Annotated in this window: 24 protein-coding genes; 7 read left to right on the forward strand and 17 right to left on the reverse strand. The window is 61.1% G+C overall.

The genetic code is table 11. The features are described from left to right. A partial coding sequence (locus FJ546_RS26815; RefSeq protein ID WP_140892066.1) for a RecQ family ATP-dependent DNA helicase occupies nt 1–1395 on the forward strand: 1395 nt, incomplete at its 5' end. A gap of 297 nt (nt 1396–1692) precedes the next feature. Continuing rightward, a complete protein-coding gene (locus FJ546_RS26820; protein WP_140892067.1) occupies nt 1693–2046 on the forward strand; it encodes a type II toxin-antitoxin system RelE/ParE family toxin in 354 nt (117 codons plus the stop codon). Here FJ546_RS26820 and FJ546_RS26825 read toward each other — a convergent pair. Continuing rightward, a complete protein-coding gene (locus FJ546_RS26825; protein ID WP_140892068.1) occupies nt 2043–2354 on the reverse strand; it encodes an XRE family transcriptional regulator in 312 nt (103 codons plus the stop codon). The two genes, FJ546_RS26820 and FJ546_RS26825, sit on opposite strands and share 4 nt — an antisense overlap. 337 nt (nt 2355–2691) lie before the next feature. Here FJ546_RS26825 and FJ546_RS26830 point away from each other — a divergent pair, with 337 nt between their 5' ends. Together FJ546_RS26830 and FJ546_RS26835 are read left to right on the forward strand one after the other, a co-directional pair. Continuing rightward, complete coding sequence (locus FJ546_RS26830) at nt 2692–3789, forward strand: IS630 family transposase (protein ID WP_140892069.1); 1098 nt, start codon at nt 2692–2694, stop codon at nt 3787–3789. 302 nt (nt 3790–4091) lie between these two features. Then, on the forward strand, nt 4092–4880 hold the full coding sequence (locus FJ546_RS26835; protein WP_140892070.1) for a class I SAM-dependent methyltransferase: 789 nt from the start codon (nt 4092–4094) through the stop codon (nt 4878–4880). 437 nt (nt 4881–5317) lie between these two features. On the opposite strand, the gene FJ546_RS26840 is transcribed toward FJ546_RS26835, so the two are convergent. Both FJ546_RS26840 and FJ546_RS26845 read right to left on the reverse strand, forming a co-directional pair. Continuing rightward, the gene (locus FJ546_RS26840; protein WP_140892071.1) at nt 5318–5785 is read right to left on the reverse strand and encodes a hypothetical protein; all 468 of its coding nucleotides are present in this window, start codon (nt 5783–5785) and stop codon (nt 5318–5320) included. Continuing rightward, complete coding sequence (locus FJ546_RS26845; RefSeq protein ID WP_181168100.1) at nt 5782–6534, reverse strand: metallophosphoesterase family protein; 753 nt, start codon at nt 6532–6534, stop codon at nt 5782–5784. The genes FJ546_RS26840 and FJ546_RS26845 overlap by 4 nt, the downstream gene beginning before the upstream one ends. 142 nt (nt 6535–6676) lie before the next feature. Between FJ546_RS26845 and FJ546_RS26850 the strand changes: the two genes are divergently transcribed. Then, nucleotides 6677–7921, forward strand: coding sequence for a DUF2235 domain-containing protein (locus FJ546_RS26850; protein ID WP_140892073.1), 1245 nt, complete (start codon nt 6677–6679; stop codon nt 7919–7921). Here the strand turns inward: FJ546_RS26850 and FJ546_RS26855 are convergent. The 10 genes from FJ546_RS26855 to FJ546_RS26900 form a co-directional block, all read right to left on the reverse strand. Next, entirely contained in the window at nt 7899–8459 is a 561-nt protein-coding gene (locus FJ546_RS26855; RefSeq protein ID WP_140892074.1) for a Mov34/MPN/PAD-1 family protein, read from the reverse strand. The two genes, FJ546_RS26850 and FJ546_RS26855, sit on opposite strands and share 23 nt — an antisense overlap. After that, nucleotides 8456–10240 (reverse strand): ThiF family adenylyltransferase, encoded by a 1785-nt coding sequence (locus tag FJ546_RS26860; RefSeq protein WP_140892075.1) that lies wholly within the window; start codon nt 10238–10240, stop codon nt 8456–8458. The genes FJ546_RS26855 and FJ546_RS26860 overlap by 4 nt, the downstream gene beginning before the upstream one ends. After that, entirely contained in the window at nt 10233–11450 is a 1218-nt protein-coding gene (locus FJ546_RS26865) for a nucleotidyltransferase (RefSeq protein ID WP_181168101.1), read from the reverse strand. Before FJ546_RS26865 ends, FJ546_RS26860 begins: the two co-directional genes overlap by 8 nt. A gap of 13 nt (nt 11451–11463) precedes the next feature. After that, the gene (locus tag FJ546_RS26870; RefSeq protein WP_140892076.1) at nt 11464–12657 is read right to left on the reverse strand and encodes an SAVED domain-containing protein; all 1194 of its coding nucleotides are present in this window, start codon (nt 12655–12657) and stop codon (nt 11464–11466) included. Nucleotides 12658–12890: 233 nt separating this feature from the next. Beyond that, nucleotides 12891–16679: a vitamin B12-dependent ribonucleotide reductase gene (locus FJ546_RS26875; RefSeq protein WP_140892077.1), complete on the reverse strand. Its 3789-nt coding sequence runs from the start codon at nt 16677–16679 to the stop codon at nt 12891–12893. A 671-nt stretch (nt 16680–17350) separates the two neighbouring features. Continuing rightward, nucleotides 17351–17662 carry a PilZ domain-containing protein gene (locus FJ546_RS26880; protein WP_140892078.1) on the reverse strand — a complete coding sequence of 104 codons (312 nt, stop codon included), beginning with the start codon at nt 17660–17662 and terminating at the stop codon, nt 17351–17353. A 99-nt stretch (nt 17663–17761) separates the two neighbouring features. Next, the gene (locus tag FJ546_RS26885) at nt 17762–18250 is read right to left on the reverse strand and encodes an NUDIX hydrolase (protein ID WP_140892079.1); all 489 of its coding nucleotides are present in this window, start codon (nt 18248–18250) and stop codon (nt 17762–17764) included. A gap of 209 nt (nt 18251–18459) precedes the next feature. Then, nucleotides 18460–18960 carry a xanthine phosphoribosyltransferase gene (gpt, locus tag FJ546_RS26890; protein WP_095770312.1) on the reverse strand — a complete coding sequence of 167 codons (501 nt, stop codon included), beginning with the start codon at nt 18958–18960 and terminating at the stop codon, nt 18460–18462. 116 nt (nt 18961–19076) lie between these two features. Further along, nucleotides 19077–19910: a universal stress protein gene (locus tag FJ546_RS26895; RefSeq protein ID WP_140892080.1), complete on the reverse strand. Its 834-nt coding sequence runs from the start codon at nt 19908–19910 to the stop codon at nt 19077–19079. Between the two features lie 82 nt (nt 19911–19992). After that, nucleotides 19993–20736: a competence/damage-inducible protein A gene (locus FJ546_RS26900; protein WP_140892081.1), complete on the reverse strand. Its 744-nt coding sequence runs from the start codon at nt 20734–20736 to the stop codon at nt 19993–19995. A gap of 152 nt (nt 20737–20888) precedes the next feature. Between FJ546_RS26900 and FJ546_RS26905 the strand changes: the two genes are divergently transcribed. Beyond that, entirely contained in the window at nt 20889–21893 is a 1005-nt protein-coding gene (locus FJ546_RS26905) for an alpha/beta hydrolase (RefSeq protein ID WP_140892082.1), read from the forward strand. A gap of 441 nt (nt 21894–22334) precedes the next feature. On the opposite strand, the gene FJ546_RS26915 is transcribed toward FJ546_RS26905, so the two are convergent. The 4 genes from FJ546_RS26915 to FJ546_RS26930 all read right to left on the reverse strand — a co-directional run bounded on the left by FJ546_RS26915 (nt 22335) and on the right by FJ546_RS26930 (nt 24551). After that, on the reverse strand, nt 22335–22574 hold the full coding sequence (locus FJ546_RS26915) for a DUF2188 domain-containing protein (protein ID WP_140607517.1): 240 nt from the start codon (nt 22572–22574) through the stop codon (nt 22335–22337). A gap of 29 nt (nt 22575–22603) precedes the next feature. Further along, nucleotides 22604–22882, reverse strand: a complete 279-nt coding sequence (locus FJ546_RS26920; protein WP_140892084.1) for a DUF982 domain-containing protein — start codon at nt 22880–22882, stop codon at nt 22604–22606. Between the two features lie 120 nt (nt 22883–23002). Further along, nucleotides 23003–23320 carry an SH3 domain-containing protein gene (locus tag FJ546_RS26925; protein WP_140892085.1) on the reverse strand — a complete coding sequence of 106 codons (318 nt, stop codon included), beginning with the start codon at nt 23318–23320 and terminating at the stop codon, nt 23003–23005. A 127-nt stretch (nt 23321–23447) separates the two neighbouring features. Further along, nucleotides 23448–24551: an NADH:flavin oxidoreductase/NADH oxidase gene (locus tag FJ546_RS26930; RefSeq protein ID WP_140892086.1), complete on the reverse strand. Its 1104-nt coding sequence runs from the start codon at nt 24549–24551 to the stop codon at nt 23448–23450. A 153-nt stretch (nt 24552–24704) separates the two neighbouring features. Between FJ546_RS26930 and FJ546_RS26935 the strand changes: the two genes are divergently transcribed. Continuing rightward, nucleotides 24705–25283 (forward strand): NUDIX domain-containing protein, encoded by a 579-nt coding sequence (locus tag FJ546_RS26935; RefSeq protein WP_140892087.1) that lies wholly within the window; start codon nt 24705–24707, stop codon nt 25281–25283. Nucleotides 25284–25360: the final 77 nt, after the last annotated feature.

Consider the following 25360-nt stretch of genomic DNA (forward strand, 5'->3'; position numbering starts at 1 on the left):
TCCGGAAGACCGGCGGCGGCGCTAAACTGGGGAAGATTCAAACGGCACTTCTGGGGAGTATTGAGCCGGCATCGACAATTGCCGATCGTGCTCGCTGCCCTGTCCGGAAAGTCGGTCCTCGTCGTCAGTCCGACGGGATCGGGCAAGACCCTTTGCTTCCAGCTCCCTGCAGTACTTCGCGGTGGCCTGACCATGGTTGTCAGCCCTCTGAAAACCCTGATGTCGGAACAGGTATCCGATCTGCTAGCGAAAAAGGTCCCTGCCACGTTCATCAATAGCGACCTGAGCGTCGACGAGAAGCAAACCCGATTTTCGTTGCTGAGACGAGGCGCGATCAAATTGCTCTATCTGGCTCCCGAGCGTTTCTTTGTCAGGAGCGAAGACGAACGAGCTCGCCTGAAGCAGACGAAGCCATCGTTCATTGTCGTAGACGAGGCCCATTGTGTCGATCAATGGGGACGGGATTTTCGACGGGAGTACGGCCGCCTCAGAGAGGTCCGCGAAAAACTAGGTGCGCCACCGGTCTTGGCGTTCACCGCGACAGCTGGGCGGGAGATGCAGCAACGCATCCTGAAGTCGCTTGGTATCGAAGACGCTGAGGTCTTCGTGCGCGATGTCGACAGACCGAACATCGCGCTCCTCCGATGGCGGTGCGCAGCTGATCAGCGAGCGGGAGAGATCGCATCTCTCCTAGCGGTGCCACAACTCCAGGAAGAGAAGGCGATGGTCTTCGTGCCGTCCACGAAGGTCGGGGACGACTTGCAAGCGGCGCTTCGTGATCTTGGGCTTGACGTGCCCCTCTACCATTCCAAACTCGGAGGCGCATGGGAACGACAGGAGCTCGTCAAGCGGTTCCTTGGGCAGAGCAAGCCGCCCGCAAACCGGATCATCTGCACTAACGCCTTTGGCATGGGGCTCGACGTGCCGAACGTCCGCCTCGTGATCCATTGGCAGCAGTCCGCCTCCGTTGAAGACCAGCTACAGGAGCTCGGCCGCGCCGGGCGGGATGGGAAGGCTGCCGCAGCGGTTATGTTCCACAATGGTTCGAGCGTCGGCCGCGATATCTCAAGGCTGCGTTTCATGGCCGAGAAAACAGTGGAGGCGGCACACGTCCCTGGACTCGACCGAGAGCAGATGCTGGAGCAACGCTATCATCAGATTGATCAGGTCAGCGAGCTAATGAGGACCCGATCCTGCATGCGCGCTGCCATCTCGGATTATTTCCAAGGGCCGAAGTACACCCGACGTCCAAGCCTTTCAATCAGGATCCTAAATTGGGCATTTGGCACCCAGACAAAGTCGCGGCGTTTCCAGGCCTGTTGCGATCATTGCGATAAGGCTGAGATCAAACGCCGCGGAATGGCCGGGTACGTTGCACAGGTCATTGCTGGCTAGGTTTACTGAGTCCATGCAGTTGTGCGCCGAAGCGACGCGTACGCGCCGTACCTGTCTGCGAGAGGTCACAGCCTCTTTCCTCCTTCTAAATTTTTTTGAAGATTTCGCTTGACGGGTTTCTGGAATTGTTTTACGAGTTCAAGATAGGGCGATTTCCATCTTTCGTTGACATTTATGCGTGCGTGTGATACATTACACGTCGCTGGGCAGGTGTGTCTGTGCCCTGGCGAAACGCAAAGCCCATCGGGTTAGGTGGGGGGTGGGGGAAATAGGAGTGTCGATAGAAAATGAGGATTTATGAGGAAGTTTGAGTTTGTGAATGAAGCAGCGAAGAAGGCCTTTTTGGAGCTGCCAAAAGATATAATGAAACAATTTGGTACCGATCTGCAGGCCGTTCAAAATGGAGAGCGTCCCTTCTCGGATCATACGAATATCAAGGAAAGCGTCGGACCCGGCGCAATCGAGCTAATCGAAAATGGAAGTCCAGCGTATCGAGCGGTTTACTGCGCAAAATACGATGACACGGTTTTCGTTTTGCACGCCTTCACTAAGACAACCAATGGCGTTGATAGGAAGGCGATGAAAACGGCGAAAGAGCGTTACAAAGAAATGCTCAAGATTATCAAGGGAAGGAAGGAGGGGGGCCGCTAGGCGGCCTCCAACACCTCGCAGATCACCTTGTGATTTGCGTCGAGCGACGGCTTCAGGCGTAGATTCAATTTGGCTAGGAAGCCGATCAGTTTGTCTGCGGAGAACAGGTGCACTTTGCCGCGTATGATTTCGCTGACCCGCGGTTGCGTTATGCCCAAAGCCGACGCTATGTCCGCCTGTTTCCAGCCGCGGTCCTCGAAGAGTTTGCGCAGCGTGATCATCAAATCAGCTCGGAATTGCAAATCGGCGGCCTCATCGGCGTCGTCCGCAATGGCGTCGAATATGTTGTCGTAGCTGAGCTGTGTCATGGTGGCATCCATAGTTATACGAGATTACGTATATGTTTAGGGCATCGGGCGCAGGAAATCAAGCTTTTTCATCCCACCGACCAAAGGTCTGGCCGATGTCGCCGATCCTGAGGTCGACAGACACGGGATCGCGCTTGAGGCGCAGTCCACCCGGCGGCGGGCTCGTAAGGGTCAGACCAGATGAGCAATAACTTCTGGTGGCCTCCTTTATAAAGCTAGCCCTTGAACCCTGGTATTCGATGGACTTTGCAAGTGTGCTAGCAGAAGCGCTAGTCACATGGAACAAAGGTAAGCCTCATTTTGTTTGGCTTCTGTCACAAGAGCAGGAGTTTGATTCATGGTTGGCAGGCAGGCAGACCTTGTCGTTCTAAGCGACGCGGATAGAGGTTTCCTCGAATCTCAGGTGCGCCGGCATAAGGCGCCGCGCTCCTTGTCGGATCGATGCCGGATGGTCTTGCTGTGCGCGCAGGGTTTGCAAAGCAAAGAGGTTGCCGAACGCCTGGGTGTTCACGAGCACACGGTTGGCAAGTGGCGCCGTCGGTTCGTACAGGATGGCATTGAAGGGCTGACAGATGAATATCGTACCGGTCGACCGCGAACTGTCTCCGATGCCCAGGTTGCTCAGGTCGTCGAGCGTACGTTGAACACCACTCCCAAGGATGCCACGCACTGGTCCATCCGTTCGATGGCAGCCGACCGCGGCCTTTCTCATACCACCATCCGTCGGATCTGGACCGCGTTTGGCCTGCAGCCGCATCGTGCCGAGACATTCAAGCTTTCCTCCGATCCGCTCTTCGTTGATAAGGTGCAGGACATCGTCGGCCTCTATATGTCACCACCGGACCGGGCGATCGTGCTATGCGTGGATGAGAAATCGCAAATCCAGGCATTGGATCGCGAGCAGCCGGTTCTGCCTATGGCACCGGGCGTCGCCGAACGGCGTACTCATACCTATGTTCGCAACGGCACGACTTCTCTGTTCGCCGCGCTCGATGTGGCCACTGGGGCGGTGATAGGTCATTGCTACAAGCGTCACCGGGCCACCGAATTCCTCGACTTCCTGAAGCGGATCGACACCGAAATGCCCAATGGCCCGGACGTGCATCTGGTGATGGACAACTATGCGACCCACAAGACGCCGAGGATCAAGGCTTGGCTCGCGCGCCGTCCACACTGGCATGTTCACTTCACGCCAACGTCGGCATCCTGGATCAATCAGGTCGAGCGGTGGTTCGCAGAGCTGACGCGAAAGCAGTTGCAGCGCGGCGTACATCGTTCCACCGCAGAACTAGAAGCTGATATCGACGCCTTCATCGAAACCCACAACGAGAACCCGACCCCATACAAATGGGTCAAATCAGCCGACCAAATCCTCGCGTCGGTCAAGCGCTTCTGCCAGAAGACAATGAACCGAACTTCAGATTCAGGTGACTAGGCCGTGTACTCATAAACCGGCGGCGAGTCCGGTTCGCCCCGATACCAGCCTCCTTTTGCGCAACCGCAGCAAATGTCGCGATGGGCCATTAACGGAAGTGACAGGGCTATATTCGAGCACCTCCGTCGGGCCGGTCAACGCCATAGAAACGATAGGCATCGGCCCAGTAGTCTGGCAGAAAGACCGCCTGAGGGAGGGCGCCGGGTCGTTATTGGTGCAAAGGTGGTGCTCATCGGCACGAGCTGTTTTTCCCGATCAAACCCGGACGATGCTGCACTTGCGTTATATAGCGGAGAATGTCGATGAGCCAAGCGCCCATACGTTTTGATGATGGTTCAGCCTACGAGCGCGGGATTGGTGTCTGGAGCCGACTTGCGGGACAAGTGTTCCTCGACTGGCTGGCGCCCTCGTTGGGATTTAAGTGGATCGACGTGGGTTGCGGCAACGGCGCATTCACAGAACTGCTTGTCGAGCGGTTAGCGCCAAGTGAAGTGCAGGGAATTGATCCATCCGAAGCGCAACTGGTGTTTGCACGCGCGCGGAAAGGAGCATCGGGCGTAGAGTTTCGGCAGGGTGATGCCATGGCGTTGCCGTTCGATAAAGCACGTTTCGATGCCGCAGTTATGGCCTTGGTGATTTTCTTCGTTCCCGATCCAGCCAAAGGCGTTGCGGAGATGGTACGAGTGGTTCGATCAGGCGGCATGGTTGCGGCATACACTTGGGACATGTTGGGGGGCGGCTTCCCATTCGATCCGATCCAGGTTGAGTTTCGCGCTCTGGGCATCACGCCGCCGCTTCCACCGAGCGTCAACGCCTCACGTATGAACGTCATGCGCGATCTATGGAGCAACGCAGGCCTTCAGGCTATCGAGACCCGCGAAATCACAGTGCAACGGACCTTCGCCGATTTCGACGATTTCTGGCGTTCAAGCACAATTACCGGGAGTATACGGCCAATCGTTGCGGCAATGTCAGCCAGCGACGTGGAGGGGCTGAAGTCGCGGCTGCGTGCACGTTTGCCGGCGGATGCAGCCGGCCGCATAACGTATAGTGCGCGAGCGAACGCGGTACGGGGTGCGGTGCCAGAATAATTGAGCGGCGTTGTGTGCCTCGCAAACTTCGGTGGTGAATGTCGGCATTGGGTCATTTTCAACGGTTTTGGCAGAGATTGAGGGCTGGTTGATGTCCGCTCCTGTCCGTAAGCGCCGTACCAGGGTCGGCCCGAGAGCGTTGCGGTAACAAATTAAGGATTAAAGGTCTGATGGCGGTTGCTACCGAATAGCGGAAAACCGCCTCTGCGGCGGCAATGCCATGCGCGATCTCATCGGACGACGCGCCCTCTATGTCTAGGCGAAGCTGCAGAATGCCTCCTGCGGCTATCCTGTCCGCAGTGAACAAAATGAGAACACGAGAGTCAATAGGCCCTTGACGATAAGTGTCGTCTCCCATGAGGCGAGGGCGTTCTACCGCGAGCGTAACCCAAACGCCCCTCCGATTCGTCTGTCCGCGCCTGTAGTCCGGATGGCCCTTAGTCGCCTTCGCACTCCACCTCGACGACGACTAGATCGTCGGCCTCTTCATTGTACTCATAGGCAATTCCGTCCAGGCTGATCCCACCCTCATCGGGCGGCAGCGCCGCCGCTCCGTCAGCATGGACTTCACATGCGACGTACAACATCCGCTTGTCGCGAAGACTTCCCGGCTTGCCGCAAGACTCGCAAAATCGGTAGGAGCGCGAATCCGCAAGTACCTCTGCCTTGTCCAACGCCAATCTAATCTCGGGGGTGACAATGCCCGCTGCCGTAGCATCGATCCTCAAGCTCCCGTACTTCTCGTAAACCCGATCGAGGTTCAGTCCAGTGCCCGCAGGCAACGCCTGGGCTATCGCACCGAAATATTGATCTAGAACCCGTTCCCAGCCGGCTCCGCACTCGAAGGCCATCGTTGCCGGAATGAGGTCCGGATATTTCGCCTTCAGCTGGATAAAATCGGTCATTCGTTTGCCTCCCCCTGCGTGACCTCGATGCTTTCGCCCGAAGCCGTAGCAAACAGAAAGTGAAGGTTCCGTTCATCGGCGGATATGGCCAGACAGGTTAGCTTGCCGGAGGTATAGGCACCCGTGTCGATGCCGATACGACAGGGCCTCGAGTCCGGCACGCTGTCCAACGTGGGGGTGTGCCCGTGCACGATGATGTGCGACAGCTGCCCCTCATAATCGAGGAACCTGTCCCGTATCATCATCAAGTCCTTCGGAGCCTGGGCGCCGATGGAACGGGTAGGATCGATTCCTGCGTGAACATAAGCGAAGCGATTGTCGACGACGATCGGAGAAGCATCCATCAGCGCCTGCAGATGACGCGGATGATTGGCGCGAAAGATCGCCGCGGCGTCCCGAACGCTACCAACGGATAGGAGGTCATAGGACTCCATCGTCTGGTAGCCGCCGATCCGCATCAGCCATCTCCCGAACCTCTCCTCGTCAACATGGTCGGCGGTCATGAAGTCCAGGAAATAGGCGTCGTGGTTGCCCCGGATCAGCCGTGACCGCGGCCACCGGGTGAGGGTGTCGCAGACGAGATCCATCGCTTCCCGGCTGCGCGGGCCTCGGTCGACGATATCGCCGAGGAAGAGCACCCGAGGTTCGGCGTCGGACGCATGTGCGTCCGCAACAATGGCGGCTAGAAGTGGCTCGAGGAGATCAGCACGACCGTGAACGTCGCCGATGGCGTAGGTAACATGGGGCAAGCGCTGTTCCTTTCGGGACACGCCTACCGGCAGGTCATTGGTTTTCTCTTAAATCCCCGTCGATAAGGTGGTCTGGATCGTGCTCTTCTAGCCTGGGATCGATGGTAGACTTGCCTACAAGAGCAGCCGGGGAGGGGAAGCAATGAAAAACATAGTTGTCTGCTGCGACGGCACGGGAAACGAGATCAGTGAAAACATCTCCAACGTTCTGAAGCTTTACCGCGTACTTCGAAAAACTGGGAAGACCCAGCCGCCCCAAGTGGTGTTCTATGATCCGGGCGTTGGAACACTCGCAAGACCGGATCCATGGACCAAGTTCAGGCAGGATGCCATCACGGTGCTTGGCTTGGCGACAGGTTACGGCCTCGATGACAACGTCCTTGCCGCTTATGAGTTTCTGGTGACTCAGTATGAGGACGGCGACGAAATCTATCTCTTTGGCTTCAGTCGTGGCGCTTACACGGTCCGCGTTCTTGCGGGCCTTGTCCATAGAATCGGTCTCCTTTCGCCGCATCAGTGGAATCTCGCCGGTGCTGCATTGACGGCGTACAAACAGAGAGGGCCGGCGATCGATCCGGTTCAGTCGGCAATGATGGAGGAATCTGAACGCCAGCCTGTTCCATCGACCAAGGACGATCGCGCCTCGCAGTTCGCCCGGATTGTTTCTTCGAGATGGCCGACGATCAAATTCGTTGGAGTATGGGACACGGTCGCAAGCGTTATAGTCCCGCGTCCGGATAGGTTCTATGCGTTCAGCCTGCAGACGCTCGCCAATACCAGAAACAATCCCAGCGTTCGCATTTTCCGCCAGGCGATCGCGATCGACGAACGAAGAAGAATGTTCAGGCTGGATGCCTGGGACGAACCGCAAACGTTCATGCATAATAGGTTCAGCGCTACGAACAATGCGGAACCGCAGGACGCGCAGCAAGTCTGGTTTTCAGGTGTGCACGCCGATATCGGGGGAGGCTATCCTGAGCAAGAGAGCGGTCTTTCGAAATTCCCATTGATATGGATGATCGACGAAGCGGTGAAGCATGGCTTGGCCGTCGATCCCAGGACCGTCAACCAGCTGGCTTGGGGAGTGCAGAGAAAGGGAAGTCCTTTCAGCTACGTCCCGCCCGATGTCATGCGTGATCCGCATGACTCGATGTCCAGCGCTTGGCGCCTGCTGGAGCTGTGGCCGAAGGCAGACAAATACAAGGAGTGGGCTGCTCGCAAGTCGCTCTTCGGCCACTACATCCCAAGCGCCGAGCCGCGCTTCATATCGCCCGAGGCGTTTGTTCATCAATCCGTCCTGGACCGGATGGCCGCTGTCGCGAAATACAGGCCCGAGAACTTTCCTGAGAACCCTAGAGTCGTTCCTATGTCCTGGAGCCCAGCGTAGCGGAGCTTCTTTCAAGGTGCGCCAAGCTGCGGGTAGATGGAGTCAACGAAGAATCGGTCGACGCGGCGTTTCGCGAAGACCTCAACTGGTAGACGGAAGATTCGTCGGACACAGAAACGTACATTCCGTCCGGAATTGGGTTCCTGCCCACGATCACCATGATGAAGCCATTCAGTGCGTGGTGGGAGCGGCGCACGCAATCGGCGATATTTCGGCGGTCGATATGCGAAGGCGATGCGATATTCTCCGGATGTGTATGCCAGCAGCCTACAAAATGCAGCCCGCGCGAAAACATATCGTCGATCTCGTGCTGTTCGGCCCGCTCATCCGGACGGTAAGAATAGCGAGACCGCCGATCTCCGCGCCTCGGGCCGGTAGCGACTTCGATGTCGATCACCGGAAGCTGAAATCGCGCAAATAGAAGTCCACCGGCCTCGCTCTGCCAAAATCGCGTTTGACGGTGTCGGTTGAAGTGCTCCAGAACGCCGCCGCTAAACGCAAGCGATTGTCCCGATTGTCCGATGTCAAAGGAGATCACGCAGCCAGATCCTTGGCGGCCTGGCTCCATCGTCTTTCGATCATGGTCGCGCCGTCGAGCGCTTGCGGAGCGATGGCTCGCAGTTCGTCGCTCCATGCACCGCCCGCTGCTTCAACGAAGGCGCGGCGCGCGAGCCAGATGCGATGTGTGGCTGATACCGCCTGACCGAGAATGGCGTCGAGTGCGGTCTGCGCCACCATCGAGGTGATGAATCCCAACTCGACAGGGCCGTAGGGATCGAACGCCGCTCCGCAGGCAGGCTCGTACCTGCGGGTTTCATGTGCCCAACGTGTGGCGACCAGGTGCGGCGATCCGGTGGCGTCCAGCCCGTCGCGCAGGCGGTCACCGCCGCCGGAGATGACAATCGCGTGCCCGGCAGCGGCATGCGGTTCTGTCCAACCGTAAACGATCGGAAAGCGTCGCGTTTGGACAGCCTGCCATTCGTCAAGAAGGGACTCGCTCGGCCAATCGCCGAGCGCGGAGACGACAAGATCGACGCCGGCGAGGGGGCAGTCGGCGCGAAGCAGAAGGTCTTGCACGAGCGAGTTGTGACACTCCACCTCGACGTGCGGAAGGTCCGAGCGGATGCGCTTCGCGAGTTCGATCGTCTTGGCCGCGCCGATTGAGCCCACTCCGAGAGGGTGTCGGCCGACGTTGGCACCCGTGAAGGTCTGCTTGTCGACGAGGATGAGCTTGCCGACACCAGCTCGGGCCAGCGTCATCGCAACCGGTGCGCCGACTGATCCGCATCCGAGAACGGCGACGGTGGCCCCGCGCAGCGTGGGAATCCTTGGATCGCGGTCGCGCCCGTGGACCCATGTCGGATCGACGCGTTCGACCGAAGTGCGGTCGGCGGCATTTCCTCCGAACAGTCGGGCGTGCAGCACGTTCTCGGGCACGCGCGAAGGGCGAAACCCGGCGATCAGCGGATCCGATCCACGAACGATTTTCGGTCGATTGACGACCGTGGCTGCGATCGCCGGTCCGTTCTCGGTGCTCGCGCCTAGCATCACGATCAGCCGTTGACGCATCTGGCGGGCAAGTTCGTCGAGATGATCGGCGACGCCGGCGCGGGCAGCGATGTCGTAGACGTCCTTCGCCGAGGAGGGGTATTCGGACGGCAGCGGCACGACATCCATCCAGACCAGCAAGCCGCTATTGAAGCGGAGCTCGGCTGTGGGGATTGCCGGAGCGAAATTGCGAAGCCAATCGCGCAACGTCTCCTCATTGTCGGCGATGATAGTTCGTCTTGCGCCTTCCCAGATCCTGACGATCCGCGACGGCGGCGCGGGTTCGATCAGCGACAGGATCGTCCGGGCCTGTCCGCGTCCTGCATGACGCCAATATGTGAGAAACTCGCTTCGGAAGTCGCCATTGCGTTCGCCGCGGACCAGCGCTTCGATCAAATCGAACGTCATCTCAAGCAGTTCGGCGATTCCGGCGTACGGATCGTCGATGGGAAACGTGGCGTGATCCGGCACCAGACAGAGCACGCCGTCGCTTTCGACATGGGGCCAAGTCAAAAAGGAAGGACGATCAACCAGCGCGATCCGCGCGGGCGCAAAAGGAAAGGCCGCGGTCACCAGGACGTCGAGCCGGCGCCGGCAATCGGAAAAGACGCAGTCGAAACGCCAGCCGATTTCGGCGGAGCGCCCCCGGTAGGCAGCGAGTTGTCTGGTGTCGAGCCTTCGCGGGCGCAAGCCAGCTTGCTGCCAGCGTGATTCAACGACCCTGACAGCTGACTTGAAGCGCTTCGCGAGAGGGTCGACACCCTCAGGCATTCCGGCGATCTCCCTCGATGCGGACGGCCGAGGTCCTCGCCTGCGCCTCGCTGCGAACGAGACCGGCGGTCAGCAGGGCTGGTGTACTGAGCCGAGTGGCCGAACGCCGCCGCGTCCGGTCCGCAATGTCGGCACCGACGCCCTTGGCAAGTTGCTCGGTGATCAGTTGCTTGTTAGACAACTGCGCCACCGCCGCGAAATCGGCGCGGGCCTTTCGTAGCCAATTATGGAATTCCGTCTCCCGCTCCGAATGCTCCTTCCACTTGTCGGCGAAGTTCTCCAGCGGATCGCTGGGATTGGCGATGAGACGGCTCCCGTCCGCTGCGGTCCCGATGAAGCTGTCCATCTTCGTCAGGATCACGAACAGCGCCTCGGCGATCTTCTCCTCTCCTTCGTAGGAGTGGGCGGCGAGCGTCGTCAGGATGATCGAGATCGGCTTGTCGTCGCTGCGGCCGATGTACATGATGTCGCGATGGCGCTTCAGGATCATGATGGCGTACTGCAGCGGGGTGCGAATCCGGTAGTCCGGAATCGGCTCGGTGCCCGCCCTCACGCCTTTCTGAAGGAGCTCTTGCTTGCGCTTGTCGTGCACTTTCGCCATGCGTGTCAGAAACCATTTCAGATAGCCGCGTGGATTCGACCGCTGCCAATCGGCCGCGACAATCTGGTAGTGCGGGTGGCGGTTGTCGGTGATCGAGATTGCGGTTTCGGCGAGCGAGGCATCGAAGCCGCGCGTTTTCAGGAGTTGGGTCAGTTCGCCGCCGCTCGGAATTCCTGGCGTGACGTCCATGTGGAATTGAGCTTCGTTGGCGTATGCCTGCCTCCAGCAGCGGCGATGCTCCTCCAGCGGCTTGATCATGTTCTTGCTGCGGGCGTACAGCCTCATTTCGATTTCCAGCAGGCGCTTTAGATTGGCCTGCGTGGTCTCGTTCTTCGTCAGGCGGCGAAACTCGCAGACGGCATCAATGTCGTAGTGCTCGTCCGCGGTGAGCGGTGGCGTCACGGTGCCGAGACCGAACGACCCCTGGACGTGGACTTGGGGGTCATACTGCCGAATTGTCGACTCCGGTCGGTTGAGCCAGTCGCCCAGCGACTTGTAGCTCGTCTCCGCCTGTTCGTATCGACGCTCGGGAATCTCGAGTTCTTTGGCGAGGTCTTCGAGAACTTCGTCGGCCTCTGGGGTAATTGTCGGGCGCAAATGCACGTTCATGAAAAACTCCTGGTTAGCTGGCATGTTCAAGTTCATGGGCGAAAATGAAGCCGCCCAGCTTCTTGTTTTGGTCGTAGATATTGAGAGTGGGGTGCGCCTTCGGCTGCCAGGAGCGACCAGCCTCGATGGCGGCCGAAACTGGAACGGCGGGAAACACGTGCACGATCGTGTTCTCGCCATGGGCGACCTTGATGGCGTCCAGGGTTGTTCTGAAAAAACGCGCGAACTCGGCCAGATCGGCCTGGCTGCGCATGATATCGTTGTGGGCTCCGTCGGCCGCGATAGACCAGATCGTCGCATCGTCGCCGAGCACCGCGTGGACCCGCTCGTCTACGACGGGTGCGCTGATCTCCAACTTCAGAGCGACCTGGCCGGCCTGACTCGACGGCTGCAGGACGTTGAAGCGGAGAGGCGGAGCCTTTGGGTCCCACTTCCAGCCCTTGGGGCTGCGCAGCAACTGCCGGACGTCTGCAGTCGCGATGTCGGAGATCAGACGTCCTAGCTCGAACAGGAGAGGGATCGGCGCCAGTCCGAACACCGACAGGCGACGGATTTCCTGCCGCTCCATCCGCCCGCGGACTTTCTCGGCAAAGCCGGTCCGAAGGTTACGGACTTGGATGCGCCAGAAATCCGGTTCGTGATCCTGCAGATCGAGCGTCGCGAGATCGAGATCGATCCAACCGTCGTCAAGCGGATAGCGATCCGGGATCATCGACCATTTGAGATCTCCTTTGGCCACGGGGGATTCGTTGGTCCCGATCCTCGCAGCGTATCGGATGACATGGCTGCTCAGATCCTCGTCGATAGCTGTGACCGTCCGAATCCGGACTTCGTGGCGGCGCTTCATCGCCAGGAGGACATCGGCGGGATGCTCGGCGACCATCTCGCGATCGAAAACGCGGTGGTGGCGGTCGCAGACCAGCATCAGATTGTCGGGATCCTGGGCAAGTTTGGGTGACAGAACCGGATCACCCCGCGGCCCGGCCTCTGTGTCAGCAATGATGTGCCCAATATAAGCCGCGTTAGCGTCGGCAGCTCCCGACACCTCGTCGCCGATCAGCAGGGCATTGCATCCCGCATACTGACACCGTCCGGCAGCGCGGCCCCATACGATGTTCTTGACCTTGTCCGGTAGCGCCCGCCGGCGACCGCGGCGCGGCTCTGCTGGCACCTGATCTTCCATTTCGGGCTCTGCAACCAGACTCATGTTTTTACGTCTCAAGGTTGATTCACGATTCGTTCGACCTGGCATTTCGCGGCAAGCCTGAGCCCGCCGCGAACCTCTTGATTATCGCTAGGCGCTGACAGCGCCGAGTAGCGAACTTGCCCGAATAGGAACTTGCCTTTCAGGGGCGTACCCTTGGTCGACGCCGCAGGTACACAACATTGGCTTTCAGGTACCCAACTTTGGGTGTGGCACCAGCAGGGCGCTTCAAATTCTCAGCTGCACCCACTTGTGGCGCCGCACGTGTCGCACTTCTCACAGGTCCCGTTCCGCACCATCGTGAAATTCTGGCATTCGGAGCAGGAATTGCCGGTGTAGCCTTGCAGCAGTGACTTGGCGCGGCGGTCGGCGGCGAGTTTCTTCGCTTCGGCGGCTTCGTTCGCTGCCGCATCGGTGAACAGCGCCGCCGTGGCGTCCGAGGCTACCGAAGCAGAGCCCGCCGCTTCCTCGAAGGCGATGTCCTCGGCCAGTTCCTTGGCCCGCTCCTCATAGTCGCGCTTGTAGGCGATCGCCTCGTCGCTGGCCGGCTTCAGGGCCAGCACGTTGGAGCCGGAGAAGGCGGTGGGCGCCGAGCGGGCAGGGGCGCCGGTCGAGCCGCCGGCAAAGCCCTTCGGCTCGTTGCCGATCGCCCTCGACACCAGCTTCACCGGCGAACCGCGGGTCAGGCCCTTGGAAACGGCGTCGGTCTTGCCTTCGCTGATGCCGCGGCCAAGTGCGGTGTTGGAGAAGTCCGACTGGTCGACATGGGCGAGGTCGTTGCGGCCGAGATAGGAGATGGCCAGTTCGCGGAACACGTAGTCGAGGATCGACGTCGCGCTCTTGATGGCATCGTTGCCGATGACCATGCCGGCCGGCTCGAACTTGGTGAAGGTGAAGGCGTGCACATATTCGTCGAGCGGCACGCCGTATTGCAGGCCGAGCGAAATGGCGATGGCGAAGTTGTTGAGAAGGCCACGCAGCGTCGCGCCTTCCTTGTTCATGTCGATGAAGATCTCGCCGAGGCGGCCATCATCATATTCGCCGGTGCGCAGGAAGATGGTGTTGCCGCCGATCTTGGCCTTCTGCGTGTAACCCTTGCGGCGGCCGGGCAGCTTTTCCTGCTCGCGCGACACGCGCTCGATGATGCGCTCGACGATCCGCTCGGTGATCTGCGCCGCGCGCGCCGCCTGCGGGGACGCGATCAGCTGCTCGACGACTTCGTCCTCATCCTCCTCGCCATCGGCGAGCAGCGAGGCGTTGAGCGGCTGCGACAGCTTCGAGCCGTCGCGGTAGAGCGCGTTGGCCTTTAGCGCCAGCTTCCACGACAGCATGTAGGCGCCCTTGGCGTCCTCAACCGTCGCATCGTTGGGCATGTTGATGGTCTTGGAGATGGCGCCAGAGATGAAGGGCTGTGCGGCCGCCATCATCTGGATGTGGCTGTTGATCGACAGCGAGCGCTTGCCGATCTTGCCGCAGGGGCTGGCGCAGTCGAACACGGCGAGGTGTTCGGCCTTGAGGAAAGGCGCTCCTTCCAGCGTCATGGCACCGCAGACATGGATGTTGGCGGCCTCGATGTCCTTCCTGGAGAAGCCCATCGCCGGCAGCATCTCGAACGAGAAGTCGTTGAGCTGCTCGTCGGTGAACCCAAAAGTCTCCTTCACCCAGTCGGCGCCGAGCGTCCACTGGTTGAAGACGAACTTGATGTCGAAGGCTGACTTCAGCGCCGCATTGAGCGCGGCGATCTTGTCGTCGCTGAAACCCTTGGCCTTGAGCGAGCCGGGGTTGATGCCGGGCGCCTGGTTGAGATTGCCGTGGCCGACCGCATAGGCCTCGATCTCGGCGATCTGGCTCTCGGAATAGCCGAGCGTGCGCAGCGCTTCCGGCACGGCGCGGTTGATGATCTTGAAATAGCCGCCGCCGGCGAGCTTCTTGAACTTCACCAGCGCGAAGTCGGGCTCGATGCCGGTGGTGTCGCAATCCATGACCAGGCCGATCGTGCCGGTCGGCGCGATCACGGTTGCCTGCGCATTGCGGTAGCCATGCTTCTCGCCGAGCTCGATGGCGCGGTCCCAGGCGGCTTTCGCATGTTCGGCAAGCGCCTGCTGCTTGAGGTCGGAGGCGACCAGCGGCACCGGATTGACGGCGAGCTTCTCATAGCCGTCCTTGTCGCCATAGGCAGCGCGGCGATGGTTGCGCATGACGCGCAGCATGTTCTGGGCGTTGCGGTCATAGTCGGGGAAGGCGCCGAGTTCCGAGGCCATTTCCGCCGATGTCGAATAAGCCACACCAGTCATGATCGCGGTGAGCGCGGCGCAGATGGCGCGGCCCTCGTCGGAATCATAGGGAATGCCCGAGGTCATCAGCAGGCCGCCAATATTGGCGTAGCCGAGGCCGAGCGTGCGGTATTCGTAGGAGAGCTTGGCGATCTCCTTCGACGGGAACTGCGCCATCATCACCGAGATTTCCAGCACGATGGTCCACAGACGCACGGTATGCTCGTAGGCGGCGATGTCGATCGTGCCGTCGGCGTTGCGGTAGGGCAGCAGGTTGATCGAGGCGAGGTTGCAGGCCGTATCGTCGAGGAACATGTATTCCGAGCACGGATTGGAGGCCCGGATCGCACCGGCCGAAGCGCAGGTGTGCCAGTCGTTCATCGTCGTGTTGAAATGCAGGCCCGGATCCGCCGACGCCCAGGCGGCGTAGCCGATCTTTTCCCACAGGTCCCTGGCCTTCAGCGTCTTCAAGACCTTGCCGTCCTTGCGGGCGGTCAGGTGCCAGTCGGCATCGTCCTCGACGGCGCGCAGGAAATTGTCCTTCAGCGACACCGAATTGTTGGAGTTCTGGCCCGAAACGGTCAGATAGGCATCCGAATCCCAGTCGGTGTCGTAGGTCTTGAACGACATCGACGTGTAGCCCTGCTTGGCGAACTGGATGACGCGGTAGATGTAATTCTCCGGCACCGCCGACTTCTTGGCTGCCTTGATCTCGCGCTTCAGCGCCGTGTTGATGGCCGGATCGAAGCAGTCCTCGCCATTGCCTTCGCAATTGACGCAGGCCTTCATGATGGCTTCGAGATGCTTCTTGACGATCTTGGAGCCGGTCACCAGCGAGGCGACCTTCTGCTCTTCATTGACCTTCCAGTCGATGAATTCCTCGATATCGGGGTGGTCGGCGTCGACGATGACCATTTTCGCCGCGCGGCGCGTTGTGCCGCCCGACTTGATGGCGCCCGCGGCGCGGTCGCCGATCTTGAGGAAGCTCATCAGGCCGGACGAGCGGCCGCCGCCCGACAGCTTTTCGCCTTCGCCGCGCAGCAGCGAGAAGTTCGAACCGGTGCCCGAGCCATATTTGAACAGGCGCGCCTCGCGCACCCACAGATCCATGATGCCGCCCTCGTTGACGAGGTCGTCCTGCACGCCCTGGATGAAGCAGGCATGCGGCTGCGGGTGCTCGTAGGAGGACTTCGACTTGGTCAGCTTGCCGGTGAAGGGGTCGACATAGAAGTGGCCCTGGCTCGGACCGTCAATGCCGTATGCCCAGTGCAGCCCAGTGTTGAACCATTGCGGCGAATTCGGCGCGACGCGCTGGGTGGCCAGCATATAGGCGAGCTCGTCGCGGAAAGCGCGCGCGTCTTCCTCCGACTTGAAGTAGCCGCCCTTCCAGCCCCAGTAGGTCCAAGTGCCGGCCAGCCGGTCGAAGACCTGGCGGGCGTCGATCTCGGAACCGTAGCGCTCGGCTTCCGGCAGCTTGGCCAGTTCGGCTTCGTCGGCGACGGAGCGCCACAGGAACGAGGGGACGTCGTTCTCCTCGACCTTCTTCAGCCGCGCGGGCACGCCGGCCTTGCGGAAATATTTCTGCGCCAGGATATCGGCGGCGACCTGGGAGAACTGCGCCGGCACATCAATGTTGTCGAGGCGGAACACCACCGAGCCATCCGGATTCTTGATCTCGGAAAGCGCCTTGCGGAATTCGATCTCCGCATAAGCCGATTGCCCTTGCTTGGTGAAGCGACGCTCGATGCGCATTGGTCCGGTCCTTTTGTCTATATATAGCGCTTTTCCCCAGGGATTTCTCCCCCTGATGCGAAACGCGCATGTCCGCCGTCTGCCGGCGTTCGAAAACGGCCGGCTCTCCATTCCGCGATCTCCCCAGCACTTGCGGCCTGGGCTTCTCGTGAAGCCTCTGTCACAACGCGCCGGCGAACCCCGCGGGTCCCTCAAATCTGATTTTTTCGATTCCCTCACTCGAAGGAAATTCACACTATCTAGCGTCGAACCTACCTGCAAACACTAAATATAGTATTAACAGACAATTTATTCCAGTCCGACAATTCTCCCTTTCGTCGCCCCACCACCCACGATCCCAACGCTTCCGCCGGCCTCGTAAACGGGCGGAAATGCGGGCAAAAACGCACATAATCCGGGAAAAAGACCGGGCTCAGAACTTTCCGGTCGCGCTCTCAACAGGAGCACATGGCCTATAAAAGGCGACTCGTTTTGCGCCGTCAAGGATTCGTTTGCGTAGCTTTTGTGACCCCAACATCTTGTGTGTCACGCATGTGGATAACGGGGATAGAAATGCGCCGACGCGATTGCCGTTTCGAGCGGGAGATCTGCGGCCCTTGGCCGCCGGGAGGCGTCCGTCGTGCGCAAATCGGGCCGGCGTCGAACAACCTGTCGAGCCGATATGCCAGATATCAGCCGTAATGCAGCTTCGGCTTCGGCTCGGTGCCGGTGAACTGCACGCCGACCCGGTCGTTGCGGCGCCAGCGGACTTCGCAGCGATAGGCGACGCCGTCGAGCGGCACATAAAGCAGGAAACGATCGGGCACCCGCGCCCCGATCGGTATTTTCAATTCGGCGCCGCCCGCATGCTGGTTGCGCAGCATCACGGCAATTTCCGAGTTTTGAATCCCGGTGATGACGGTTCCACCCTTGAGCACGCGCGGACGGTGCTCGCGCTCGGGCTCGCCGGTATGTTGCTGAAGTGGGTCTACAGGATTCGCCATCGATCACGCCAGATTGCTCGGTTCTTAGCGAAGAAGGATTAGCAAACCTTTCATGCTCGACGCATCACAGGGTTGTGAATATGGAGAAGGCGGAGGTCCCTAGGAGAATCTGTGCGGGTCGGCGCAGAAATAGGCGATGATCTGGCAAAGGTCCGGCTCATTGATCATGCGCACGGCTTCGCTGGAATTGACCCATTTGCGGGTGCGGGAATGCTTTTCCTTCCAGTGGTCGGCGATCTTGTCGACGTGCAGCGGAAACACCAGCACCTCGCAAGGCACTTCTTCACCCGAAGCCAGAACCTTGGCATAGAAGTAGCGACCGGCTTCGAGACGCGAGACGGTTCCGCGCAATCCGGCTTCCTCGCCGGCCTCGCGCGCCGCCGCCTCGCAGAGCGGCTCCTTGGCTTCCGGCCAGCCCTTCGGCAACACCCAGCGGCCCGTGTCGCGGCTGGTGATCAGCATGATCTCGACGCCATTCCCGGTATCGCGCCAGGGCAGCGCGGCGACCTGCAGACGGCACGGCGCGGTGCCGAAGAGTCGCCGGACCCTTTCGGCCAGATGGTTATGCGTCGTTGGCCTTGTCAACATCGGAGAAGCTAGCCCCAGTCTCCAGAATCGTTTGCCGCCTTACGAATCTTACGGCGAATTCTGACCAATAAAAGTAAAAACTTTGATCGGGCTGGCCGATTCCCGCCAATAGAGGTCGATTTCACAGGATATCCTGCCCAGGGAGCCGTCCACGGAAGCAAATATTGTCGTCGGTGGCGACTTAGTTGGAAAAGGCGGCGTGTCGCGAATCAGCCGGCGTGGTCGTCGGCGATCGGCTTCTGGTAGGTGAAGCCCATGTCCCAGGGGAAATAGATCCAGGTATCCTGGCTGACCTCGGTGACGAAAGTATCGACCAGCGGCCGGCCCTTCGGCTTGGCGTAGACGGTGGCGAAATGCGCCTTGGGCATCATCGCGCGCACGATGCCGGCGGTCTTGCCGGTGTCGGTCAGGTCGTCGATGATCAGCACGCCGGCGCCGTCGTCAGCGAGCAGTGCCGGCGTAATCTCCTTCAGCACCTGCAACTGCCCTTGGCTGGTGTAGTCGTGGTAGGAGGCGACGCAGACCGTCTCAATGATGCGGATGCCGAGCTCGCGCGCGATGATCGCCGCCGGAACCAGCCCACCGCGTGTGATGCAGACGATCGCCTTCCATTGCCCCTTGTTGGCGCCGGAAAGCCGCCAGGAAAGCGCGCGGGCGTCACGATGGAACTGGTCCCACGAGACCGGGAAGGCTTTTTCGGGAAGGGACATTTTTCGCGCACTCCGCAGCACGCGAAGACCGCGTGCACAAAAACAGGGGAATGCGCGCGGAATTAACTGGAAAGCCTCGGCCTTGGCAAGGGCGGCTTACCGCGATGGCTGTGGACTTATCGCGACAGGAAGGCCGACACCTGTGACGTGCGCAGAACCGTGCGCGTCACTCCGCCGAACAGCAGCTGGCGCAGCCAGGAGTGGCTGTAGGCGCCAAGCACCAGCAGATCGGCGCCGGTTTCGGCGACCCGGTTCTGGATCATGTCGTCGACCGAGGTGCCGCCCGATTTCTGCACCGAGACGCTGACATTGGCGCCGTGGCGTGACAGCGCCGACGCGATTTCGGCGCCGGCGGCCTCCGGGGTTTCGTCGAACGTATCGGGCGGATCGATGACCAAAATGTCGGTCTTCTCGGCCTCGATGATGAAGGGCAGGGCGTCGAAGGCGGCGCGGGCGGCCTCCTTGCTGCCGTTCCAGGCGAGCAGCACGCGTTTGAACGTGGTGACCAGCGGACCCGCGCTCGGCACCACCAGCACCGGCCGGCCGGCGTCATAGACCAGCGTGTCGACATCGGCGCTCGGATCGCCGCCGGTTTCGCGCTGGGCGGCAATGATAAGATCGGCGGCGCGCACGCTCGAAATGCCGGTCAACGCGCTGTCGCCGGAGAAGCTCTCCAGGCTACGCCACTCGAAGGAGAGGCCGGAATCCTCGATGCGCCGGAGGAAGACGGCCTGCAGCTTGTCGGCCCGCTCCCGGTTCATGTCGGCCGAGACCTGCAGGAACTCGGTATCGGGAAAACCGGTCGCCGACGTGTAGGGCACCGGAAGCGCCTCTGCATGAATGCCGATCAGGTGGCTCTGGAAGCGGTTGGCGAGCGGAATGGCGCAGTCGAGCACGCGCTCGGCGTCCTGCTCGTTCTGCAGAATGGCAACGATGGTCCTGAAGCGCATGGTGACCCCTCGATCTGGCGAGTGTTCGAACTCGCGTGAAAGCAACGCCGGCGCGCCATGCTTTGTTCCGGCCAGAACCGGCTCAACTCGCCTTGGCGACGAAACCCGCCACCATTGCCTCGACATCGGCGCGCGCGGCGTCGAGGGCCTCCTGGCTGCGGGCGCGAACGACCAGTTCGGTCCAGAACTTGCCGTCGCCATACTTTGGATAGGAGCCGATGATCGTATCCGGATGCGCTTTCTGGATCTCACCCAACGGCCCGCCGACAAGGCCTTCGCCGAACGGACAGTGCACCGTCGCCGACAGCATCTTCGTGCCGGTCTTCAGCGTCGGCACGACGTTGTCGAGCATGGCCTGGAAGATCGAGGGCACGCCGGCCATGACGTGGACGTTGCCGATGCGAAAGCCGGGCGCTACCGACACCGGGTTGTCGATATGGTCGGCGCCGCGCGGCATCCGCGCCATGCGCTTGCGTGCCTCGGTGTATTCGATACCGCGCGCCGCATAGCTTGCCTCCAGCAGCGCATAGGCCTTGGCATCGTATTCGCAGGGCACGCCGAATGCCTTGGCAATCGATTCGGCGGTGATGTCGTCATGGGTCGGGCCGATGCCGCCCGTGGTGAACACATAGGTGTAGCGCGCACGCACGGCATTCACCGCCGCGACGATCTCCTCTTCCTCGTCGGGAACGATGCGCACCTCCTTCAGGTCGATGCCGACGGCCGTCATGATGTCGGCGAGGTGGCCGATGTTCTTGTCCTTGGTGCGGCCGGAGAGAATCTCATCGCCGATGACGAGCATGGCGGCGGTAACGATTTCGGTCATGGAGGGCTCCGGCAGGACGGGTCGCCTGAAATAGCGCGGCGCGTGGCTATCGGCAATGCCACCTCGGCGGTGAACGTCCGTGCCTGGACGATGCGAGGTTGCAGCATGACCGGATGCAGGTAAGCTCAAACCGGTTCTGGTCCGGGTGAACAATGCTGATATCGATCTTGTCGTGGCTGCTGGCCCTGCTGTTCCTGCTGGCGGTCCTGGGGATCGCCTGCCTGGTGCTGGCGACGCTATGGATCGCGGCGAAGGCGCAAAGGCTGGTGCCGCCGGTCGGAAAATTCATCGAGATCGACGGCAACCGCATCCATTATGTCGATGTCGGCGAGGGGCGGCCGATCGTCTTCCTGCATGGGCTTGGTGCGCAACTCCACCACTTCCGGCACACGCTGTTCGGACATTTCGGCCCGGGCTATCGGCTGATCGCGCTTGACCGTCCGGGATCGGGCTATTCGACGCGCGCGAACGGTGCCACCGGCCGTTTGCCTGAGCAGGCGGCCCTGGTTCGCCGCTTCATCGAAAAATTGGAGCTGGAAAGGCCGCTGGTGGTGGGCCACTCGCTGGGCGGCGCCGTCACGTTGACCCTGGCCGTGGAGCATCCCGAGGCAATTTCGGGCATCGTCTTGCTGGCACCGCTGACGCATCTCGAAAACAGGGCGCGGCAAAGATTTGACCTTCTCTATATCCCCTCGCGCCTGCAGCGCTCGATCATGGCCTATACCGTGGCGATACCCCTGAGCCTGCGCTATGCGCGGCCGACGATGGAATTCATCTTCGCGCCGCAGATCTTTCCCGCGGACTACATGGTTGACGGCGGCGGCTGGCTTGGGCTGCGGCCAGTCCATTTCCAGGCGACATCGGCCGATGTCGTGGCCGTCGAACAGGATCTCGGCCGCATCGAACAGCGCTATGGCGAGATTGTCATGCCTGCCGGCATCCTGTTCGGTACCGCCGACCGCGTCATCGACATCCGCATCCATGGCGAGCCGATGCAAGGCAAGATCGCAGGGCTCGACTTCGAACCCGTCGACGGCGTCGGCCATATGCCGCAGTTCGTCGAGCCCAAGCGGGTGATTGGCTTCATCGAGCGGATTGCCGCCCGCGCGTTTCCATCACCACAGCCTCACGACAATTTCAATGAACCAACCGGCTGACCGCCGGGTTTACCCCGTGTCGCACCCAAGGCGACCAAGACACGGAGTAATGCAATGTATAGGAAATTTCTTGCAGCATCGGTTCTGACGATCGGTCTCGCCACATCGGCGATGGCGCAATCGTCCGACGGCGCATATTCGAACCGTCACACCTGGTGGCCGTTCGGCAACGAAGAGTCCTCAGGCGTCGACCAGAACACGACCGGAAGCATCAATGGCGACCGCTCTGGGTTGGACAGCCTTGGCAATTCGGGTCCAGCCGGCCCGTGTGCCTACAGCACAGCGGGTCCTGATGCGAATGCTCAGGGCAATGTGAACGACCAGTATTGTGGCAAATAGTTCAGCCGCCGGGCAGCGGTCGACCGTAGGACATCGTCTCTCCCGGCGTCCGCGGTCGGCGCCCTGCCTCTTGTCTGCTGGCAAGTTCTCTTCTTGGAAAGTCTAGTCTGAAACCTCGGTCTGCGGCCGGTCCCGACCGTCGGCCAGTTCCTCGTGCCATTTGCCTTCGGCGTCCTCATACTGGATGCCGTCCGTCGCGCCTGCCACCTGCTGCTCGGCCGAGGCGATCTCGGCGGCGCGCAACGCATCCTGATGGGTGGGAAATGTCTCCGAGAAGGTCGAACCGACCTTGTAGGCCCAGCCGCCGTCATGCTCGACGATCTTGTAAGTCAGCTTCGCCATAAAAACCTCCGGTTGAAAGGTCCGCCTGCTCAATGCAGCCGGTCGTCGGATAGCCTGTCGTCGGGCACCAGCACTTCCGATTCCCTGGCGGCCTCGATCAATGCCCGTCGCGCTTCCGCTGTCGAACGATAACCTTCCAGCACTTTGAGGCAAGTGTCGAGGGCATCACGATGACGCGGGCCGCGATTGAGTGGCCAGACCGTCATGAGGCATTCCGCCGCTTCCTGGGTGCTGCGGATATGGCGATATTTGCCGACATGGCCGAGTTCGACCACGACCGGCGTTTCAAAAGGTTTGCTGTCCATCATGGCCGCAACGCAAAGCAGCCAATTTGGTTGCAAAAGAGGCCCGGAACCTGCGCCCAAAAGTCGCGTCGCGTTTTGCGAAGCGCTTTTTGGGTGACATGTTGGGTGACATGTTTCGGCGTCTTAGTAGCCGCAGTCGTTGCGCAGCCAGCGTGCGTTCGCCCAGCCGGTGGTCCCGCCGATTTCGACCTTGTACCAGTTGCCGCGCCGGTCGAAAATCTCGACGTGGTCTCCATTGAACAGCTGGCCGATCATCCGTGATGAGGAGTTGGGCCGTGTCCGCACGGCGAGAAAGCCGCTGCCGGTCGCCAGATTGTAGCGGCCGGACAGGCCGTGCACCGTCCCCTCGCAATATTGCGCCACGCTCGGCGTCGATGCGCCGAGCCAAAGGCCGGCGGCAGTCACAAGCATCGCAGCCGGCAAGAATGCCCTGAACGACATGATCTCCTCCCAAGCCCGGCCGCGCCGCCGCAGCCTCACCCAGCGTAACAGTTTGCCGCCGGATTTGAAGCGGGCTGGTGGCAAAACGGGCAGGGGGATCGCGCCTGTATCAGGAGGGCGGGCCGGTTCAGCCCGCCGCCTTCATCCAGTGCTCCATCGTCGTTACCGAGCGCGCGAGCTGCGGCGCCGGATGGATCTTTTCCTTGAATGTGGCGGCCGCGCGCCAGCCCCAGCGCGGATCGGCGAGGAAGGCGCGCGCCAGTGCGACCATGTCGGCACGGCCCTCGGCGATAACAGCCTCGGCCTGCTGGGGATCGTCGATCAGGCCAACCGCACGGGTCGGAATGCCGGCGCCCTTGCGCACGGCTTCCGCCAGATGCACCTGGTAGCCGGGACCGGTGGGCAATTTCTGCAACGGCGAATTGCCGCCGCTGGAGCAGCAGAGATAGGCGATACCCTCGGCCTTCAGGGCCTTCGCCACCTCGATCGCATCCTCGACGTCGAAGCCGCCGTCGACCCAGTCCTTCACCGACAGCCGCGCGCCGAGCATCAGCTTCGGCGCCGTCTTCTTCACCGCCCTGGCGATTTCGACGACGAGACGCATCCGGTTTTCCAGCGAGCCGCCCCAGCGGTCGGTGCGCTGGTTGGACAGCGGCGACAGGAACTGGAAGATCAGGTAGCCATGTGCTGCGTGCAGTTCGATGAAGTCGAAGCCGGCGCGTTCGGCCCGCCTGGCGGCTTGGGCGAACCGCTCGATGAGCTGCAGGATCTCTTCCTCATCGAGCGCGCGCGGCACGTTCCAGCCGGTGTCGTAGGCGATGGCCGAGGCCGAGACGGTCTGCCAGGGGTCTTCGTTCGGCTGCAGTGGCCCGCCGCCCTCCCAGGGCTTGCGGTTCGAGGCCTTGCGGCCGGCATGCGCAAGCTGCGTGCCGAATTTCGTGCCCGGCGCCGCGACGCGTCGTGCCGCATCCAGTGTGCGGCGCGCGGCGGCTTCGTTGTCGTCGGAGTAAAGTCCGAGGCAACCATGGGTGATGCGCCCGCGCCGCTCGACATCGGTCATCTCCACCGTGACCATTCCGGCGCCGGACATGGCCAGGTTCATCCAGTGGTAAAGATGCCAGTCGCTGGCCGAGCCGTCCTCGGCGGAATACTGGCACATCGGCGCCACGGCGATGCGGTTGGGGAAGGTGAGGCCGTCGAGGGTGATCGGCTGGAAAAGCGATGCAGTCATGAAGAGGGCTCCGGGAGAGGGAACACTATCTAGGCAATGGAACTCTCCCATACCACACACGAGAGAGTGAAACGCTGGACCATCGCTGCCCCAATTGCGCCGGCGCCGGTTCGCGGCTACGCCTGCGCCCGGCGGCAAATACCGAGGTATCCAATGGAAGATCGTATTCGTATCCGTTCGGAAGAGGTTCTTTCCGACGACTGGGCGGTGCTGAAAAAGACCGTGCTCGACTATCGCCGGCGCGACGGGCAGTGGGAGACGCAGATCCGCCAGACCTATGATCGCGGCGATGGCGCGGTGATCCTGCCCTACGACCCCCAACGTTCGACGGTGCTTCTGGTGCGCCAGTTCCGCTATCCCGCCTACGTCACCGGCCATCGCGAACCGCTGATCGAGGCCTGTGCCGGGCTGCTCGACGAAAACGACCCCGAGACCGCCATCCGCAAGGAGGCGGAGGAAGAACTCGGCTACCGGCTGAAGGACGTGGAGCGGTTGTTTTCGCCTTATATGAGCCCGGGCAGCGTGACCGAGCGGCTGTGGTTCTTCGTTGCCCGCTATTCGCCCGCCGACCGCATCTCCGCCGGCGGCGGCGCGCCGGAGGAGGGCGAGGACATCGAGGTCCTGGAAATGCCGCTCGACGAAGCGCTGGCCGGCATCGCCGACGGCCGCATCGTCGATGCCAAGACGATTATCCTGATCCAGCATCTGAAGCTGAACCCGATGAAGGCTTGACCGACGTTCCCGCATGAGTTGGCTCCATCCTCGCATCGCGGAACCAAAGCGATCAGCGGCGGTTTAACTCTCGAAGG

The organism is Mesorhizobium sp. B2-4-19, from assembly GCF_006441315.1.
Taxonomy (GTDB): Bacteria; Pseudomonadota; Alphaproteobacteria; order Rhizobiales; family Rhizobiaceae; genus Mesorhizobium.

Excerpts from the sequence above, each read along its gene's own strand:
- FJ546_RS26840 (WP_140892071.1), bottom strand. The coding sequence starts at position 5,785 with ATGACCGATTTTATCCAGCTGAAGGCGAAATATCCGGACCTCATTCCG.
- FJ546_RS26925 (WP_140892085.1), bottom strand. The coding sequence starts at position 23,320 with ATGTCGTTCAGGGCATTCTTGCCGGCTGCGATGCTTGTGACTGCCGCC.
- FJ546_RS26850 (WP_140892073.1), top strand. The coding sequence starts at position 6,677 with ATGAAAAACATAGTTGTCTGCTGCGACGGCACGGGAAACGAGATCAGT.
- FJ546_RS26865 (WP_181168101.1), bottom strand. The coding sequence starts at position 11,450 with ATGAACGTGCATTTGCGCCCGACAATTACCCCAGAGGCCGACGAAGTT.
- FJ546_RS26830 (WP_140892069.1), top strand. The coding sequence starts at position 2,692 with ATGGTTGGCAGGCAGGCAGACCTTGTCGTTCTAAGCGACGCGGATAGA.
- FJ546_RS26870 (WP_140892076.1), bottom strand. The coding sequence starts at position 12,657 with ATGAGTCTGGTTGCAGAGCCCGAAATGGAAGATCAGGTGCCAGCAGAG.
- FJ546_RS26905 (WP_140892082.1), top strand. The coding sequence starts at position 20,889 with ATGCTGATATCGATCTTGTCGTGGCTGCTGGCCCTGCTGTTCCTGCTG.
- FJ546_RS26880 (WP_140892078.1), bottom strand. The coding sequence starts at position 17,662 with ATGGCGAATCCTGTAGACCCACTTCAGCAACATACCGGCGAGCCCGAG.
- FJ546_RS26885 (WP_140892079.1), bottom strand. The coding sequence starts at position 18,250 with ATGTTGACAAGGCCAACGACGCATAACCATCTGGCCGAAAGGGTCCGG.
- FJ546_RS26875 (WP_140892077.1), bottom strand. The coding sequence starts at position 16,679 with ATGCGCATCGAGCGTCGCTTCACCAAGCAAGGGCAATCGGCTTATGCG.
- FJ546_RS26820 (WP_140892067.1), top strand. The coding sequence starts at position 1,693 with ATGAGGAAGTTTGAGTTTGTGAATGAAGCAGCGAAGAAGGCCTTTTTG.
- FJ546_RS26860 (WP_140892075.1), bottom strand. The coding sequence starts at position 10,240 with ATGCCTGAGGGTGTCGACCCTCTCGCGAAGCGCTTCAAGTCAGCTGTC.
- FJ546_RS26900 (WP_140892081.1), bottom strand. The coding sequence starts at position 20,736 with ATGACCGAAATCGTTACCGCCGCCATGCTCGTCATCGGCGATGAGATT.
- FJ546_RS26920 (WP_140892084.1), bottom strand. The coding sequence starts at position 22,882 with ATGATGGACAGCAAACCTTTTGAAACGCCGGTCGTGGTCGAACTCGGC.
- gpt (WP_095770312.1), bottom strand. The coding sequence starts at position 18,960 with ATGTCCCTTCCCGAAAAAGCCTTCCCGGTCTCGTGGGACCAGTTCCAT.
- FJ546_RS26930 (WP_140892086.1), bottom strand. The coding sequence starts at position 24,551 with ATGACTGCATCGCTTTTCCAGCCGATCACCCTCGACGGCCTCACCTTC.
- FJ546_RS26835 (WP_140892070.1), top strand. The coding sequence starts at position 4,092 with ATGAGCCAAGCGCCCATACGTTTTGATGATGGTTCAGCCTACGAGCGC.
- FJ546_RS26895 (WP_140892080.1), bottom strand. The coding sequence starts at position 19,910 with ATGCGCTTCAGGACCATCGTTGCCATTCTGCAGAACGAGCAGGACGCC.
- FJ546_RS26935 (WP_140892087.1), top strand. The coding sequence starts at position 24,705 with ATGGAAGATCGTATTCGTATCCGTTCGGAAGAGGTTCTTTCCGACGAC.
- FJ546_RS26915 (WP_140607517.1), bottom strand. The coding sequence starts at position 22,574 with ATGGCGAAGCTGACTTACAAGATCGTCGAGCATGACGGCGGCTGGGCC.
- FJ546_RS26825 (WP_140892068.1), bottom strand. The coding sequence starts at position 2,354 with ATGACACAGCTCAGCTACGACAACATATTCGACGCCATTGCGGACGAC.